This window comes from Streptococcus mitis, from assembly GCF_002096895.1.
In the GTDB taxonomy this organism is placed as follows: domain Bacteria; phylum Bacillota; class Bacilli; order Lactobacillales; family Streptococcaceae; genus Streptococcus; species Streptococcus mitis_AH.
This window is the reverse complement of sequence record NZ_NCVI01000018.1, coordinates 171,053-185,687: the sequence shown is the minus strand read 5'-3', so window position 1 is coordinate 185,687 and position 14,635 is coordinate 171,053. Positions and strand designations below refer to the sequence as shown.

The 14,635-nt window shown below is 40.3% G+C and carries 15 protein-coding genes; all 15 read right to left on the bottom strand.

What is annotated here, in order from left to right; genetic code table 11:
* Window positions 1-4 precede the first annotated feature (4 nt).
* Window positions 5-436: an arginine repressor gene (locus B7697_RS03760; RefSeq protein ID WP_001034401.1), complete on the bottom strand. Its 432-nt coding sequence runs from the start codon at window positions 434-436 to the stop codon at window positions 5-7.
* Window positions 429-1,244, bottom strand: a complete 816-nt coding sequence (locus B7697_RS03755; protein ID WP_084950420.1) for a TlyA family RNA methyltransferase — start codon at window positions 1,242-1,244, stop codon at window positions 429-431. The genes B7697_RS03760 and B7697_RS03755 overlap by 8 nt, the downstream gene beginning before the upstream one ends.
* A complete protein-coding gene (locus B7697_RS03750) occupies window positions 1,237-2,112 on the bottom strand; it encodes a polyprenyl synthetase family protein (protein WP_024057654.1) in 876 nt (291 codons plus the stop codon). The genes B7697_RS03755 and B7697_RS03750 overlap by 8 nt, the downstream gene beginning before the upstream one ends.
* Window positions 2,109-2,321: an exodeoxyribonuclease VII small subunit gene (locus B7697_RS03745; protein ID WP_000043226.1), complete on the bottom strand. Its 213-nt coding sequence runs from the start codon at window positions 2,319-2,321 to the stop codon at window positions 2,109-2,111. The genes B7697_RS03750 and B7697_RS03745 overlap by 4 nt, the downstream gene beginning before the upstream one ends.
* Window positions 2,299-3,639 carry an exodeoxyribonuclease VII large subunit gene (gene xseA, locus B7697_RS03740; protein ID WP_084950418.1) on the bottom strand — a complete coding sequence of 447 codons (1,341 nt, stop codon included), beginning with the start codon at window positions 3,637-3,639 and terminating at the stop codon, window positions 2,299-2,301. Before xseA ends, B7697_RS03745 begins: the two co-directional genes overlap by 23 nt.
* Before the next feature lie 127 nt (window positions 3,640-3,766).
* Window positions 3,767-4,405 (bottom strand): uridine kinase, encoded by a 639-nt coding sequence (gene udk, locus B7697_RS03735; protein ID WP_001181376.1) that lies wholly within the window; start codon window positions 4,403-4,405, stop codon window positions 3,767-3,769.
* 109 nt (window positions 4,406-4,514) lie between these two features.
* Window positions 4,515-5,393, bottom strand: a complete 879-nt coding sequence (truB, locus tag B7697_RS03730) for a tRNA pseudouridine(55) synthase TruB (protein ID WP_084950416.1) — start codon at window positions 5,391-5,393, stop codon at window positions 4,515-4,517.
* A 73-nt stretch (window positions 5,394-5,466) separates the two neighbouring features.
* Entirely contained in the window at window positions 5,467-6,267 is an 801-nt protein-coding gene (locus B7697_RS03725; protein ID WP_084950415.1) for a hypothetical protein, read from the bottom strand.
* Window positions 6,268-6,276: 9 nt separating this feature from the next.
* The gene (locus B7697_RS03720; RefSeq protein ID WP_084950413.1) at window positions 6,277-7,119 is read right to left on the bottom strand and encodes a hypothetical protein; all 843 of its coding nucleotides are present in this window, start codon (window positions 7,117-7,119) and stop codon (window positions 6,277-6,279) included.
* Window positions 7,097-7,303 carry a hypothetical protein gene (locus tag B7697_RS03715; protein WP_084950412.1) on the bottom strand — a complete coding sequence of 69 codons (207 nt, stop codon included), beginning with the start codon at window positions 7,301-7,303 and terminating at the stop codon, window positions 7,097-7,099. The genes B7697_RS03720 and B7697_RS03715 overlap by 23 nt, the downstream gene beginning before the upstream one ends.
* 191 nt (window positions 7,304-7,494) lie before the next feature.
* On the bottom strand, window positions 7,495-8,769 hold the full coding sequence (locus B7697_RS03710) for a DUF2130 domain-containing protein (protein WP_084950410.1): 1,275 nt from the start codon (window positions 8,767-8,769) through the stop codon (window positions 7,495-7,497).
* 95 nt (window positions 8,770-8,864) lie between these two features.
* A complete protein-coding gene (locus B7697_RS03705) occupies window positions 8,865-10,145 on the bottom strand; it encodes an O-acetylhomoserine aminocarboxypropyltransferase/cysteine synthase family protein (protein ID WP_084950408.1) in 1,281 nt (426 codons plus the stop codon).
* Between the two features lie 147 nt (window positions 10,146-10,292).
* A complete protein-coding gene (locus B7697_RS03700) occupies window positions 10,293-11,090 on the bottom strand; it encodes a formate/nitrite transporter family protein (RefSeq protein ID WP_033677042.1) in 798 nt (265 codons plus the stop codon).
* 141 nt (window positions 11,091-11,231) lie between these two features.
* Window positions 11,232-11,975, bottom strand: coding sequence for a class A sortase (locus B7697_RS03695; protein WP_033686926.1), 744 nt, complete (start codon window positions 11,973-11,975; stop codon window positions 11,232-11,234).
* Window positions 11,975-14,443, bottom strand: a complete 2,469-nt coding sequence (gyrA, locus tag B7697_RS03690; protein ID WP_084950406.1) for a DNA gyrase subunit A — start codon at window positions 14,441-14,443, stop codon at window positions 11,975-11,977. Before gyrA ends, B7697_RS03695 begins: the two co-directional genes overlap by 1 nt.
* Window positions 14,444-14,635 lie beyond the last annotated feature (192 nt).

The window sequence follows — 14,635 nt, the reverse complement described above, 5'->3', positions numbered from 1 at the left end:
AGACCTACCAATTTTTTACTTGTTCAAAGATTTCCTCAGCTAGACTTTCACTTCTGGCAATGACTAAAATCGAGCTATCATCAGCCAAACAGCTAAAAATCTTGTCCGCAAAAGTCTCGGTTAACTGAGCTTTTACAAAAGCTGTATTTCCTGGGATAACTTGGAGATTGATCATCTTATCCATCAATTCTGCCGATTCGATATTGTCTTCAGCCAGTTGCAAACTTTTTACGATTGATTTTGGCAATTCATAGACATAGGTGTTGTCTCTCAAAGGAATTTTGACAATGCCTAGTTCTTTGATATCCCGTGATACCGTTGCCTGAGTAGCAGTAATTCCTGCCTCTTTCAAATGTTCTACAATTTCTTCTTGTGTGCCAATTTGATAATCTGTCACAAATCGTCTAATTTTTTCAAGTCTCTCTTTTTTATTCATTTTTAAATTGACTATGCGCCCTCTCTACTACTTCTTCAATCTCAGCAAGAACCTGATTGCTTGCTGACTCTTCTTTTTTCAAATACGCTAAAAACTCAATATTTCCATGACCACCCTGGATAGGAGAAAAGTCCAAACCAAGGACTGAAAAGCCTTCCTCTACTGCCATAGCTGTGACAGATTCAAGGACATGTTGATGGACCTTGGCATCACGAATGATTCCATTTTTCCCAATCTGCTCTCGACCTGCCTCAAACTGAGGCTTAACCAAAGCCACGACCTGACCTTGATTAGCCAAGACTCGGTGCAAGGCTGGCAAAATCAGACTGAGGGAAATAAAACTCACATCAATACTGGCAAAGCTCGGTTCCTTTTCAAAATCAGTCTTTTCAGCATAGCGGAAATTGAACTGCTCCATGCTGACAACTCTCGGGTCCTGGCGTAGTTTCCAAGCCAACTGATTGGTACCAACATCGACTGCAAAGACCAACTCAGCACCATTTTGCAACATGACATCGGTAAAACCACCAGTAGAAGCACCGATATCAATTGTGGTCGCTCCATCAACTGATAAATCAAAGACCTGCAAGGCCTTTTCCAGTTTCAAGCCACCACGACTAACATACTTGAGTTTTTCACCCTTGAGTTTTAGCTCGGTGTCATCTGGGATTTTTTCTCCTGGTTTGTCAAACCGTTCTCCATTCAGGACTGCTACGACTAGACCAGCCATAACGCCGCGCTTCGCCTGTTCTCGCGTTTCAAACAAGCCCTGTTTATAAGCTAGTACATCCACTCTTTCCTTAGCCATTGATTCTCAAACTTTCTACTACACTAACAATCGATTCTATCTCAAAGGGAACCTGCTGGGCAATTTCTTCTAATTTTGCATTAGCTTGATCCAAGGTTTGGTTACAAAAGGCAATTGCCTCTTCCAAGCCTAACAAGGCTGGGTAGGTTGACTTCTCTGCCTGCAAGTCCTTTTGTGGAGTCTTGCCGATTTCCTCAAAACTAGCTGTCACATCTAGCACATCGTCTCTAACTTGAAAGGCAAGTCCAATCAATTCGCCAACAGTTTTCAGCTTCACCTGCATTTCAGGTACTAATTCAGCTATAATGGCTGCAGCTTGGAAGGGATAAGCTAGTAACTTCCCAGTTTTATTGGCATGAATGGTTTGGAGCTCTTCCAAAGACAAATGCTGGTGTTCCCCTTCCATGTCCAAAACCTGCCCTGCCACCATACCCAGACTTCCTGAAGCAAGAGATAAGTTGGCAATCAAGTCTACCTTTATCTGACTTGGCAAATCTGCCTGCGCTATCAAGGCATAAGGATCTAGAAACAAGGCATCTCCTGCCAAAATGGCCATAGCTTCACCGAATTTCTTATGGTTGGTCAAACGCCCTCGACGATAATCATCATCATCCATAGCTGGAAGATCATCATGAATCAAGCTCCCGGTATGAATCATTTCCAAAGCAGCAGCCACCTGCGCGTGAGCAGGTTTGATAGCAACCTGCAAGGCTTCCAGAACTTCTAACAAGAGAAAAGGCCGAATACGCTTGCCACCAGCATGAATGGAATAGAGAACAGACTCTCGCAAACTAGAGGCAAACTGCTGGTCTCCATAAAAGTCTTCCAAGGCCGACTCGACAAGAGCTAATTTTTCTTGCTTTTTCATTCAAAATCACTTTCTGTTCCATCTTCTTGCATGACCTTAACTAAGGTCTTTTCAGCCTTGTCCAGCGTCGCTTGGAGTTCTTTTGACAAGACCATACCCTTTTGAAAGGCAGCAATCGCATCTTCCAGAGCAATTTCACCATTTTCCAAACTTTGAACAATGGTCTCCAGTTCTGCTAGATTTTCCTCAAATTTCTTTTGTTTTGACATCTTTAACCTCTAATTCTACTCGACCATCTCGCATCAAAAGCGTCACTTGGTCTTTTTTCTTCAAACTCTCAACCGAATCTACAACGGACTCTTCTTTTTTGACAATTGCATAACCACGCGCCACGATTCGACTGGTATCCAACATAAGCAATGTTTCTGAAAGTCGCTTGACCTCAGCAACCTTGGCATCATAAACCAGCGCCATTTGACTACGTAAGAGCTTATCCAACTGGCCTAGACGGTCTTGATAGCGTTGAATTTTGATAACAGGAGATAATTGGACTAGTTGATGCGTCCTTGCTTGTACTAGCTGTTTGTTATCAGAAATCTGTGTTCTCAAACTTTGTTTTAATCGTAGTTGCAATTGGTCCAAGCGTTGTAAATAGCCATCATACAAGCGCTCTGGCTGTCTAAAGATAACAGACTGACTGCATTTTTTTAAAGCTTCTTGTTTCTTAGATAGGACATTTCGGACTGCTGTTGCCATCCGCTTTTCCTGATTTTGCAAATGAGCTAATAGATCTAACTTGGTCACAGGTGTTGCTAGTTCAGCAGCTGCTGTTGGCGTTGCAGCTCGTCGATCTGCCACAAAATCTGCCAAGGTCACATCCGTCTCATGTCCCACACTAGAGATAACTGGCAAACGAGATTCAAAAATAGCTCGTACCACAATCTCTTCGTTAAAGGCCCAAAGATCCTCGATAGAACCTCCACCACGACCAATAATCAGCAAATCCAAATCGTCCCGTTGATTGGCACGCGCAATATTTCGAGCAATTTCCTCCGCAGCCCCTTCACCTTGAACCTTGGTCGGATAGAGAAGAATGTCGATACCTGGAAATCGCCTGCTAACGGTCGTGATAATATCTCGAATAACGGCCCCACTGCGACTGGTTACCACACCAATTCTCTTAGAAAATTGGGGCAGAGGTTGCTTGAAACGTTCTTGAAACAGGCCTTCTTCAGTTAGTTTTTTCTTGAGTTGTTCAAATTGAATCGCAAGCGCACCAACTCCATCAGGCTCTGCCTTTTCAATGATGATGGAGTAACTACCGCTTGGTTCATAGACCTGCACACGCCCAATCACATTGATCTTCATCCCTTCTTCCAAGTCGAAACCTAATTTCTGATAAATTCCAGACCAGATGGTCGCTTGAATAACTGCGTGGTCATCTTTTAGGGAGAAATATTGGTGAGTAGGTCGTTTACGAAAGTTGGAAACTTGACCAGTTAAATAGACCCGTTCCAAGTAAGGGTCTTTATCGAATTTCATTTTCAGATACTTGGTCAAAGTTGTTACCGATAAATACTTTTCCATCTCCACCTACTATTCATTTTCTTGCTCTTTCATGGGTATTATTATACCAAAAATATGCCTAAAAATCTCCATTTATGTACCATTATGAGGGAAAAATAAAAAAAGGAGGCAAGGCCTCCACATCTGTTTATTTGCTGTTTCGTGCTTCTTCCAAAATCTTTGCAATCTTGGTTGTCAAAAGGTCGATAGCCACTGTATTGCTGACTCCCTCAGGAATGACGATATCAGCATAACGCTTGGTTGGTTCGATAAACTGATGGTACATAGGTTTGACCACACCTAAATACTGGTCAATAACGCTATCCAAACTACGGCCACGCTCTTCCATATCACGCTTGATCCGACGAATAATACGCACATCATCATCCGTATCCACAAAAATCTTGATATCCATCAAATCGCGCAGGCGCTTGTCCTCCAAGACCAAAATGCCCTCAACGATAAAGACATCTTGGGGCTCCTGACGATAAGTCTTGCTGCTTCGTGTATGCTCTGTATAGTCATAAGTCGGGATGTCCACCGGACGCCCTGCTAACAATTCCTTAATCTGCTCAATCATTAAGTCTGTATCAAAGGCAAAAGGATGGTCGTAGTTGGTTTTGACACGCTCTTCAAAGGTCAAATGAGACTGATCCTTGTAGTATGAATCATGCTCAATCATGGAAATCTTTTCATCAGGGAAATGCGATAAAATGGCTCTTGAAACACTGGTCTTACCTCCACCAGAACCACCTGTCACTCCGATAATGATTGGTCTATTTTGCATGCTATCCTCCGTTTTTTTATCCGTCGTCTATTCTATCACATTTTTTACAAAATTTATAGTCTGATTTGGATAGTCTAGGGGAAACAACACTCCCTACACCCCAGTTCGATTAGCTAAAGACCTTCCTTGGCTTGTAGAGGTTGTCCCGTTTTTCTAGAATGGCTAGTAATTTATCTCCTTCAAAAGCAGCCAATTCCTTATCCGACTGTTCTAACTCAATAAAACGACCAAAGCGTACTTCTGTAGCCTCTTCTGGACTTAGGGAAACTTTGACAAGGTCGCCTGTCCCAATCTCTAGAGGATGGAGAAAGTCCAATTGGCCAGTCTCCACTTTTGCAGCAATTTCTTCCAAAGTAAGAGCATCTTCCAGTTGTAAACCTGCAGCACTAGTTCGAGTTAAATGTGACATATGAGCCGCATAACCCAATTTTTCTCCCAAGTCAACCGATAAGGTACGGATGTAAGTCCCCTTACTGCATTTCACACGAAAAGTAAAACGTGCTAGATTCCCCTCATAAGAAATCGGACTTGTTCGTTCAAAGCTATAAATAGTTACCTGACGTTCTGGACGCTCCACTTCATGACCAGCACGCGCATACTCATAGAGCTTACGACCATTGACCTTGACAGCCGAATACATAGGCGGAATCTGGGTAATTGGTCCAGTCAAGCTAGCAATCGCTTCATCGACAAGCTTTTCATCCAAGGGCGACAGAACGGGTGTCTTAGCGACCACTTCCCCACTAGCATCCTCTGTCGTCGTGGAATAGCCCAGAGTGATTTCCCCCTCATAGACCTTGCCCTCATCCTGCATAAACTCGACCATGCGTGTTGCCTTGCCAACCGCAATAGGCAAAACACCCACCACATCCGGATCCAAGGTTCCACCATGACCAATCTTCTTGGTTCCCAAAATCTTACGCAGCTTAAAAACCGCATCATGCGAAGTCATACCCGCTTCTTTTTTTAAGTTGATAATACCGTTCATTTTTGCTTTCTAATTCCCTTTTCACTTTACATCAACATATTCTATCTTAGACAGATTTTAAAACTATATCAGCTCATTTTTCTAAATACTTCCTAGCTTCCTGAACACAAAAGAGTTCTGGATTTTCATGAGCAATACTTTCAAACAAACTACGGGCACGCTCTTCATCTCCTTTTAGCTGGGCATTGAGAGCGCTGTAATAAGAAAACATGATTTGAGCTAGCTTACTTTCTGGTTCAGTAATATCAAAGTAGTCGTTCGCTTCTTTATTGAACACAATATCTTTTATGGATTGAGTTTGGGCGACTAGTTTAGCTTTGCCTCCTTTAAAATCTGGTGCCTTGGACAATTGTTCCTCAAAGAAATCAATATCTTGCGCATCTTGAAGATGAATGGAAACTTTTAATAATTCATAGGTTGATATTAAAAATGTATAGCCTCTTAGTCTACCCCAAATTTTTTTCAAATCATATTTGGACATATTTTCCTTGGCTGATTGAAAATCTCCTTTTAGATAAGCCACTTGACCTTTGATAAATTGGTAATACTCACGATATGTTGCCCTAAAAATCTTAATGGATTTCTCAGATTGAACCCTGTACATGTCTACATAGAGCTTAAGATTAATAGCATCGTTTAACATTAGATAAATAACTTTGTTTAGGACAAAACGTAGGTATAAAACTAGAGTAAGAATTAGTAATACTACTACTAATAATATTACTCCCCACTTTTTGGTATCACTTTGGAAAACTAAAAAAACAGCCAACACATCCAAAACAAGTCCAGTAATTGAGCAAATTAGAATAGTCCTATCAATTTGTAGAAGAATATTCTCTGTCGCCCTACTTACTATTTTTTCAATTAATTTCATATATTACTCTCATTTCACTAATTCTAAATACTTCCTAGCTTCCTGAACATAAAAGAGTTCTGGATTTTCATGGGCGATACTTTCAAACAAACTACGGGCACGAGCTTCATCTCCTTTTAATTGGGCATTGAGAGCGCCGTAATAAGAAAACATGATTCGGGCTAGTTTACTTTCTGGCTCAGTAATGTTAAAGTAGTCGTTTGATTTTTTCTTTAAAACAATATCCTCTATAGCTTTTATTATGTTTATTACATTCGTCTTCCTAGCAACCTGAGAATTTGTTCGAACTTTTAATGTAGCTAACATATCGATTTGGTTCGAAATTTCTTCTGCTCTATCAGCATGGATAAGTGAAAGAATCTTAAAGTAAATTGTGGATAATTCGATTTCAAATTTCTTATTAAAATTTTTACCCTCAAAATTTATTCGTTCCAAATTACCAAAGCTTTCTTCAAACTTTCCTTGGTAGTATAGCGATTGGGCAATAGCTAGTAAACAATTTGCATTATTGAACAGCTGTTGATACTTAACGGAGTGTTCAGCTACATAACGATAATAACTTATGTGCTTGTCGAAATTAATATCTGTCAAAAAGATATTATCCACAGCTAATTTAATCAGTTTATTGTTTGATGAAATCAATGTCTCAAACCCAAAACATACTACCGTATAAGTAATGAATTTCATAAAATTCATTTCCCCACCTTTAAATAATTCAACAACCATGCCTATAAATGATAGGCAAACTATAGGAATTAAGCAAATGTAAACTATTTTTGTCAAATTATATAATTTGGGAATTTCAAATCTAGATATTTTCAACGAATAGTTATTTAATATCTCTTTCACCATTATCCTCCATTGTAGAACTTAAATATAAGAAGTCGATTGCAATTACTAGAATCGCTATCAAGACTCCAAAACCAAATGTCAATGCACTAACTGTATCACCATCAATTAAAGTACCAATAACAAAAACTGTAGCAACTACCTCTTTCCCCAGTTTTAAACCTATTCTCCATGATATACCTTCCACAATCCCGTCTCGTTAGTAAATTTAACTGTTGCATAATCTTATTAATCTGATTATGCTCTTTCACATAGGTGACGTACGGTAAGAACTCATATCAGTTTTCTCCTTCTAAATAGCTCTTCTCTTGCTGTACATAAAGTTGCAAAGATTTAATGTAGATATACGACTATTTTAAAGTTATTTCATACTAAAGGTTACTCCCCCTTCAGCGCCTCAAACTTCGCTTTCATGGTTGGATTTTTACGGGTCAATTTTTTGACGGAGACATCTTCCAATTTATTATTAGCTAGACGGAGTTGGTTTTCAGATGTTGTTAGGAACTTCTTAACCTCTTCCATGCGTTTGATAGCCTTGTCAATTTCATCAATTGCCTTACCAAAGTTGGTCGAAGCTGAATTATAGTTCTTAGCAAAGGCTAGTTTAAAGGCATCTAAGTCTTCTTCAAAATGCGTAATGTCAATATTTTGTTCGCGAACCAAGGCCAACTCTTGCTTGTATTTTAGTGAATTAAGAGCCGCATTACGCAAGAGCCCAATCAACTGAATAAAGAATTGAGGACGAACCACATACATCTTTTCATACTCGTGGCTGACGTCAACAATCCCTGTGTTAAAGTAGTCGTTATCTGCCTCTAGCATGGTCACCAAAACGGCATACTCACAGTTCTTCTCTCGACGGTCCTTGTCCAATTCCTTGTAAAAATCTGCATTCTTGTGCTTCTTCTCTGTTCCGTCAGCTTCATTTTTCATCTCAAACATGATGGAAATAATTTCGACCCCATTTTCATCACATTCACGGAAGATAAAGTCCCCCTTAGACCCACGCGCTGAAACCTTGTTATCCTTCTCAAAGTAGGCATTTGGAAAGGCAAAACTACGGACCTTATTAAACTCACTCTCTGCATACTGTTCCAGACTTTCCCCGATAGCTTTGGTAGATTGTTGAGCCTTAAAATTCTTATAAAACTCGACTTGTTCACTGGCTGCTTTAAGCTGTGCTTCATAGTTTTGTTTAACAGAAGCAAGAGAAAGCTCGTTTTCCTTTTCTTGCAAGAGAAGCTGGTTTTTAATCTGATCGCGTTCTTTTTCTAGGTCAGAAAGGGTCTTTTGCAGTTGATTTTCATGCTCCAAACGCAAGGTGGCCAATTGGTTTTCCAAGGCCTGCACTTCCTTGTCCTTTGCTAATAAAGCCTGATGGCTTGTCTGTTCAACCTCTTTCTTGGCCAATTCTTTTTCTGTATCAAAGTTTTGGATTTGACTCTGCAATTGAGCGATTTCTTGGTCTTTTTGAGCTAGTTTAGACTGTTGCTCATTCATGGCCTTTTGCTCAACCAAAGCCAGTTCTTGCCTCATCCTATCGTGTAGTTCCTTATCAAACTCTACCGTTCTCACTTGGGATAAAAGTTCAGCATACTGGCTCTCATTTACTGTAAAGACTTCCCCACAGTTAGGGCATTTGATTTCGTTCATATCGTTCCTCTTTCTAGACTTCTTTAACCATTATATCATGCCTAAGGGAAAATCAAAAACAGTGAGTCGAAACTCACTGTTTATCTTCTTTTTCTTTAAATTTTTTCCAAGGCCAAGCGCAAGTCTTCAATCAAATCTTCTACATTTTCAAGTCCGATAGACAAGCGGATTTGGTTTGGTGTTACACCTGCGGCTTCTAAGTCTTTTTCTGACAATTGACCGTGAGTAGTTGTTGCTGGGTGAACAACAAGAGACTTGGCATCTGCCACATTTGCAAGGTCAGAGAAGATTTCCAAATTATCAATTGCCTTGCGTGCCTCTGCCTCCCCACCTTTGACATGGAAAGTAAAGATTGAGCCCACACCTTTAGGAAGATATTTCTCAGCTAAGGCATGGTACGGACTATCTGCAAGCTTTGGATAGTTAACTTTTTCTACCTTAGGATGGTTGACAAGGAAATCAACAATTTTCTCTGCATTTTGCACATGACGTTCCACACGAAGTGAAAGGGTTTCAAGTCCTTGGAGCAAGAGAAAGGCATTAAATGGTGACAAGGCTGCACCTGTATCACGAAGCAATTGGACACGGACAGCGATAATAAAGGCTACTGCACCCACATCACGAGTATAGCTCAAGTTATGGTAGCTCGGATCTTCCTCAACAAATTGAGGGAATTTTCCTGAAGCCGCCCAGTCAAAACGCCCGCTATCGACAATCACCCCACCAATAGTCGTACCATGCCCACCAATAAACTTAGTGGCAGAGTGAATAGCAATATCTACACCGTGAGAAAAGACATTAATCAAGTAAGGTGTGGCAAAGGTATTATCCGAAACTAGTGGAATCTGGTGTTTATGCGCAATCTCAGCCAATTTTTCCAAGTCAGGAATGTTAATCAAGGGATTGCCCAAGGTTTCAATCAAGACAAGCTTGGTATTGTCATTGATAGCTGCTTCCACTTCTTCCAAATTATCCACATCGACAAAGGTTGTTGTGATCCCATAACGAGGAAGGGTTTCCTTCAAGAGATTGAAGGTTCCACCGTAAATAGTTGAGGCTGCTACTACATGGTCACCAGCGTGGGCAAGTGCCAAAATCGTATAAGTCACTGCGGCCATACCTGATGCTGTTGCAAGAGCTCCGACACCACCTTCAAGGGCAGCAATTCTTTCTTCAAAGGCAGCTGTTGTAGGGTTGGTGATACGAGTATAAATGTTCCCTGGTTTTCTCAAGGCAAACAAATCGGCACCTTCCTGCGTGTCATCAAAAACAAAGGATGTTGTTTGATAAATCGGCACTGCACGAGACTTAGTTGCTGGATCAACTACTTGACCAGCATGCAATTGTAAGGTTTCAAATTTAAAATCACGAGTCATAAAACGACCTCCAAATAGTTTGATTAAGGATATTGTAGCACCTTAAGGTATAGTTTACAAATATCAGTTTTCTGTATTTTGATATAAGAAATAGCTATTACCTTATTTTAAAAATGAAAAAAGCACGACTCAATCGTGCTCATTTTCTTAATCTACATAAGTATCTTCGTTTTTATTGAGGAAGGCATATGGAAGACCCATCAAGAGACCACCGCCGATTAAGTTTCCAACGAAGGTTACACCCCAGTGACGAAGCATATTTCCAACACCGAAGTTAGCAATTGAATCCGCAGCAACACTGAATTTTACAATCGCGAAAGAAGCAAAGTTCGCAGCGATGTGCTCGTTTGTTAAGAATACAAACATGTAAATCGCTGACAACACAAGCCAAAGTTTGGCACCACCATCTTTGACCAAAACAAATGAAAGAATCGCAATATTTACGAAAATATTTGCCAAAATCGCCTCAAGCAAGATTAATTCATTTGAGCGACCTAACTTCATCTCAACAACACCTGAGATGAAACTATCGTGTGTCAGATGTGCATAAGCTGCTGAGTGGGCAAAGCCCCAACCTGCTATCAAAGCTCCGATAAGATTGAACAAGGTACAGTAAAGTAGAATCTCAGCTGTTTTTCTCCAAGAGATTTTTTTCAAGAAACTACCAGCAGTCAAGAACATCATGTTTGATGTTACCAACTCGGCATTCAAGAAAACAATGTAGGCCAAGCCCCAAGCAAAGACAAATGGGAAGAGGAAGCGTCCACTACCTGGTGCAATTTTATTAATCAAGTCAGCCCCAACTGCACCAGCAGCTGTACTGAAGGTTAAAAATGCACCTGCGAACATAGAACGAATCGCATACTTAAATTTGCTTTGACTATAAAGACTTTCCTTCTTCTTGCAAGCAAATTCAATCTTTGAGATAAATTCCGAAGAAACCATAATAAACTCCTAAAATTTTTTACCTGATAATTATATCACAAACTTTAGAATTAAGGAAACGTTTTCTGTATTTCATAACAGTTTATTTTGAAACGCAATCTATAAAAAATCAGTAAAACCTAAAATTTTACTGATTTATCTTTAATAACGTTGTTTATATGGTTGATTGAAAGCTGTTAGAATTTCTTCAGGTGTTTGTGAATAATCTTTTGTATCTTTCAAGTCACCTTTTACGATAATACGTTCTGTCGCATCATAGTCAACACAGGTTACAAGTGTGATTTCATCAACTCCAGTACGGTCATCAATCTCATCAACGCGATCTGGAGTCACATGCTTCACTTCACGGATTTCATAGGTATAAACTTTATCCTTATCAGTTAGATAAATTTTCATCCCATTTTTAGCGCGTGATAATGGAGAAAAGAGCATTTGGCTGGCGTTTTCCGCCGTGAAGATGTGATGGCTCGCAAGGGTATAGTTTCCTTTCCCCATCACTTGATCACGCTTCATTGTACCAGCTCCATAGAAGAGATTGACATTATCAAGCCCCTTAAAAATAGGCAAGTTAATTTCTACCTCAGGGACAGCAATTCCACCGATAACTGGCAATTTTTGCGAATCCCATTGTGAGGATAAGACAGCTTCTGACGAGATGGCTTTTACGGAATCAAAGTCAAAATTCCCTTCTGTATCTTGATTTTCTTCCAATTTTTCTTTTGATACCTGGCTGACTTGGTATTTATTGGTATTCCAAACCATGAACATATCACGAATTTTTGAATTGAAAATCAAAGCTATTGACAAGATGATTAAGAATCCTGCCAAGATATTGATTAGTAAATTTTTACGGTTTGTTTTCTTTTTGTTCTTTTTATGAGACATTATGCTTCACCTTCTGTTTCGTTTTCTGTCCCAACTTCTTCTTTTTCTGCAGCTGCAACCGTAGTAAAGGTTACAATTTTAGCATCTTGATCTAGGCGCATCACTTTAACTCCCATAGTTGAGCGACCTGTTTGTGAAATATTGGCAACATTGGTTCTAATCATGACACCAGTATCAGTGATAATCATCAAATCTTCATCGCCTTTAACGGTCATAAGACCAGCAAGAGAACCGTTCTTTTCTGTAATCTTAGCGGTTTGCATCCCTTTACCACCACGACCTTTAGTTGGGTATTCGGTCGCAACTGTGCGCTTACCATAGCCCTTTTCTGTGATGATAAGAACCTCGTCTTGGTCTGTAATCACACTAGCACCAACAACTGTGTCTCCGTCACGAAGGTTAACACCTTTCACACCAGTGGCGATACGACTCATACCACGAACAGCTGATTGATTAAAGCGAACTGAATAACCAAACTTTGTACCAATGATAATATCCGTGTCCTCTTCTGTCAGTAAGACATTAATCAACTCATCTTCATCCTTGAGGTTTAAAGCCTTGAGTCCATTCTGACGAATATTAGCAAATTCCTTAACGCTGGTTCTCTTCACAATACCATGACGGGTTGTGAAGAAGAGGTAAGCATCATCACTACGTTCAGACTCAACATTGATGATGGTTTGAATACTTTCGCCTTCATCCAATTTCAAGAGATTTACTACTGGTAGCCCTTTGGCAGTCCGACCATACTCAGGAATTTCATAACCTTTCAGGCGATAGACACGTCCTTTATTTGTGAAGAAGAGCAGGTGATCATGGGTGCTAGTTGACACTAATTCACGAACAAAATCGTCATCCTTAACACCTGTTCCTTGAACACCGCGGCCACCACGTTTTTGAGCAGTAAACTCAGCTTGGTCCAGACGTTTGATGTATCCCTTGTTAGAAAGCGTAATCAAGACATCCGATTCTTCAATCAAGTCCTCATCTTCAAGACTCAAGACTTCACCGACCATCAATTCCGTACGACGTTGATCACCAAACTTACGCTTGACTTCATCTAATTCATCCTTGATGATTTGAGAAACACGTTCGGGCTTAGCAAGAATATCTGCTAAATCTGCAATCAGAGCCAAGAGGTCATCATACTCAGACTGAATCTTATCGCGTTCCAAACCTGTCAAACGACGAAGACGCATATCAAGAATGGCTTGACTTTGACGTTCAGAAAGCTTAAACTTGCTCATCAACTCAGCTTGTGCTTCCGCATCCGTTTCACTAGCACGGATGATACGAATCACTTCATCGATATGGTCTAGCGCAATCAAGAGACCTTCTAAAATATGAGCACGCGCTTCCGCTTTTTCCTTGTCAAAACGTGTCCGACGAACAACCACTTCTTTTTGGTACTCAATATAAGCATCCAAAATCTGACGAAGGGACAAAATCTTCGGTACACCATTTTGGATAGCAAGCATATTGAAACCAAAGTTAGTTTGCATCTGGGTCATCTTGAAGAGGTTATTGAGGATAACATTGGCTGAGGCATCGCGCTTAACTTCGATAACAAATCGAACCCCTTCACGGTTTGATTCATCACGAACTGCAGTAATACCCTCAATACGTTTTTCCTGAACCAAACGAACAATATGCTCATGCACCTTTGTTTTATTGACCATATAAGGAAATTCTGTTACAACAATACGCTCACGGCCAGTCTTAGTTTCCTCAATTTCAGTACGAGAACGAAGGACAATAGAACCTTTACCTGTTTCATAAGCCTTATGAATGCCTGATTTCCCCATAACAAGAGCACCAGTTGGAAAATCTGGCCCAGGTAAGACTTCCATCAAGTCCTTAGTGGTCACTTCAGGATTGTCCATAACTAACTTCACTGCATCAATGGTTTCACCCAGATTATGAGGTGGAATATTGGTTGCCATCCCAACCGCAATACCAGTTGCTCCATTAACCAAAAGGTTAGGAAAGCGTGCTGGCAAGACCAAGGGTTCACGTTCATTGGCATCATAGTTATCAACGAAGTCAACAGTATTTTTATTGATATCACGAAGCATCTCTAGAGCAATCTTGCTCATACGTGCCTCAGTATAACGCTGGGCGGCAGCACCATCACCATCCATGGAACCAAAGTTCCCATGACCATCTACAAGCATGTAACGATAGCTCCACCATTGAGCCATACGAACCATGGCTTCATAGATAGAGGAATCCCCGTGTGGGTGATATTTACCCATGACATCCCCTGTAATACGAGCAGATTTTTTATGAGGTTTGTCTGGAGTAACACCCAGTTCATTCATTCCGTAGAGAATCCGACGGTGAACAGGTTTTAAGCCATCTCGAACATCAGGAAGGGCCCGCGCTACGATAACACTCATGGCGTAGTCGATAAAGCTCGTCTTCATCTCCTTTGTCAGATTGACATTCACTAAATTTCTATCCTGCATTAATAAATGCCTCATTTCACTATTAGTAATTAATTATATTATACCATAATGTCCGCCATATTTCAGATATCTAAAATCGCTAAAACGTTTACATCAAGAACTGCAAGGCATATCCGTGACAAAGCTTTTTAAAAGTGATAAAATTGAAATAACTGGGGAAATCCCTGAATAAAATTAAGGAGATGTTTAGAA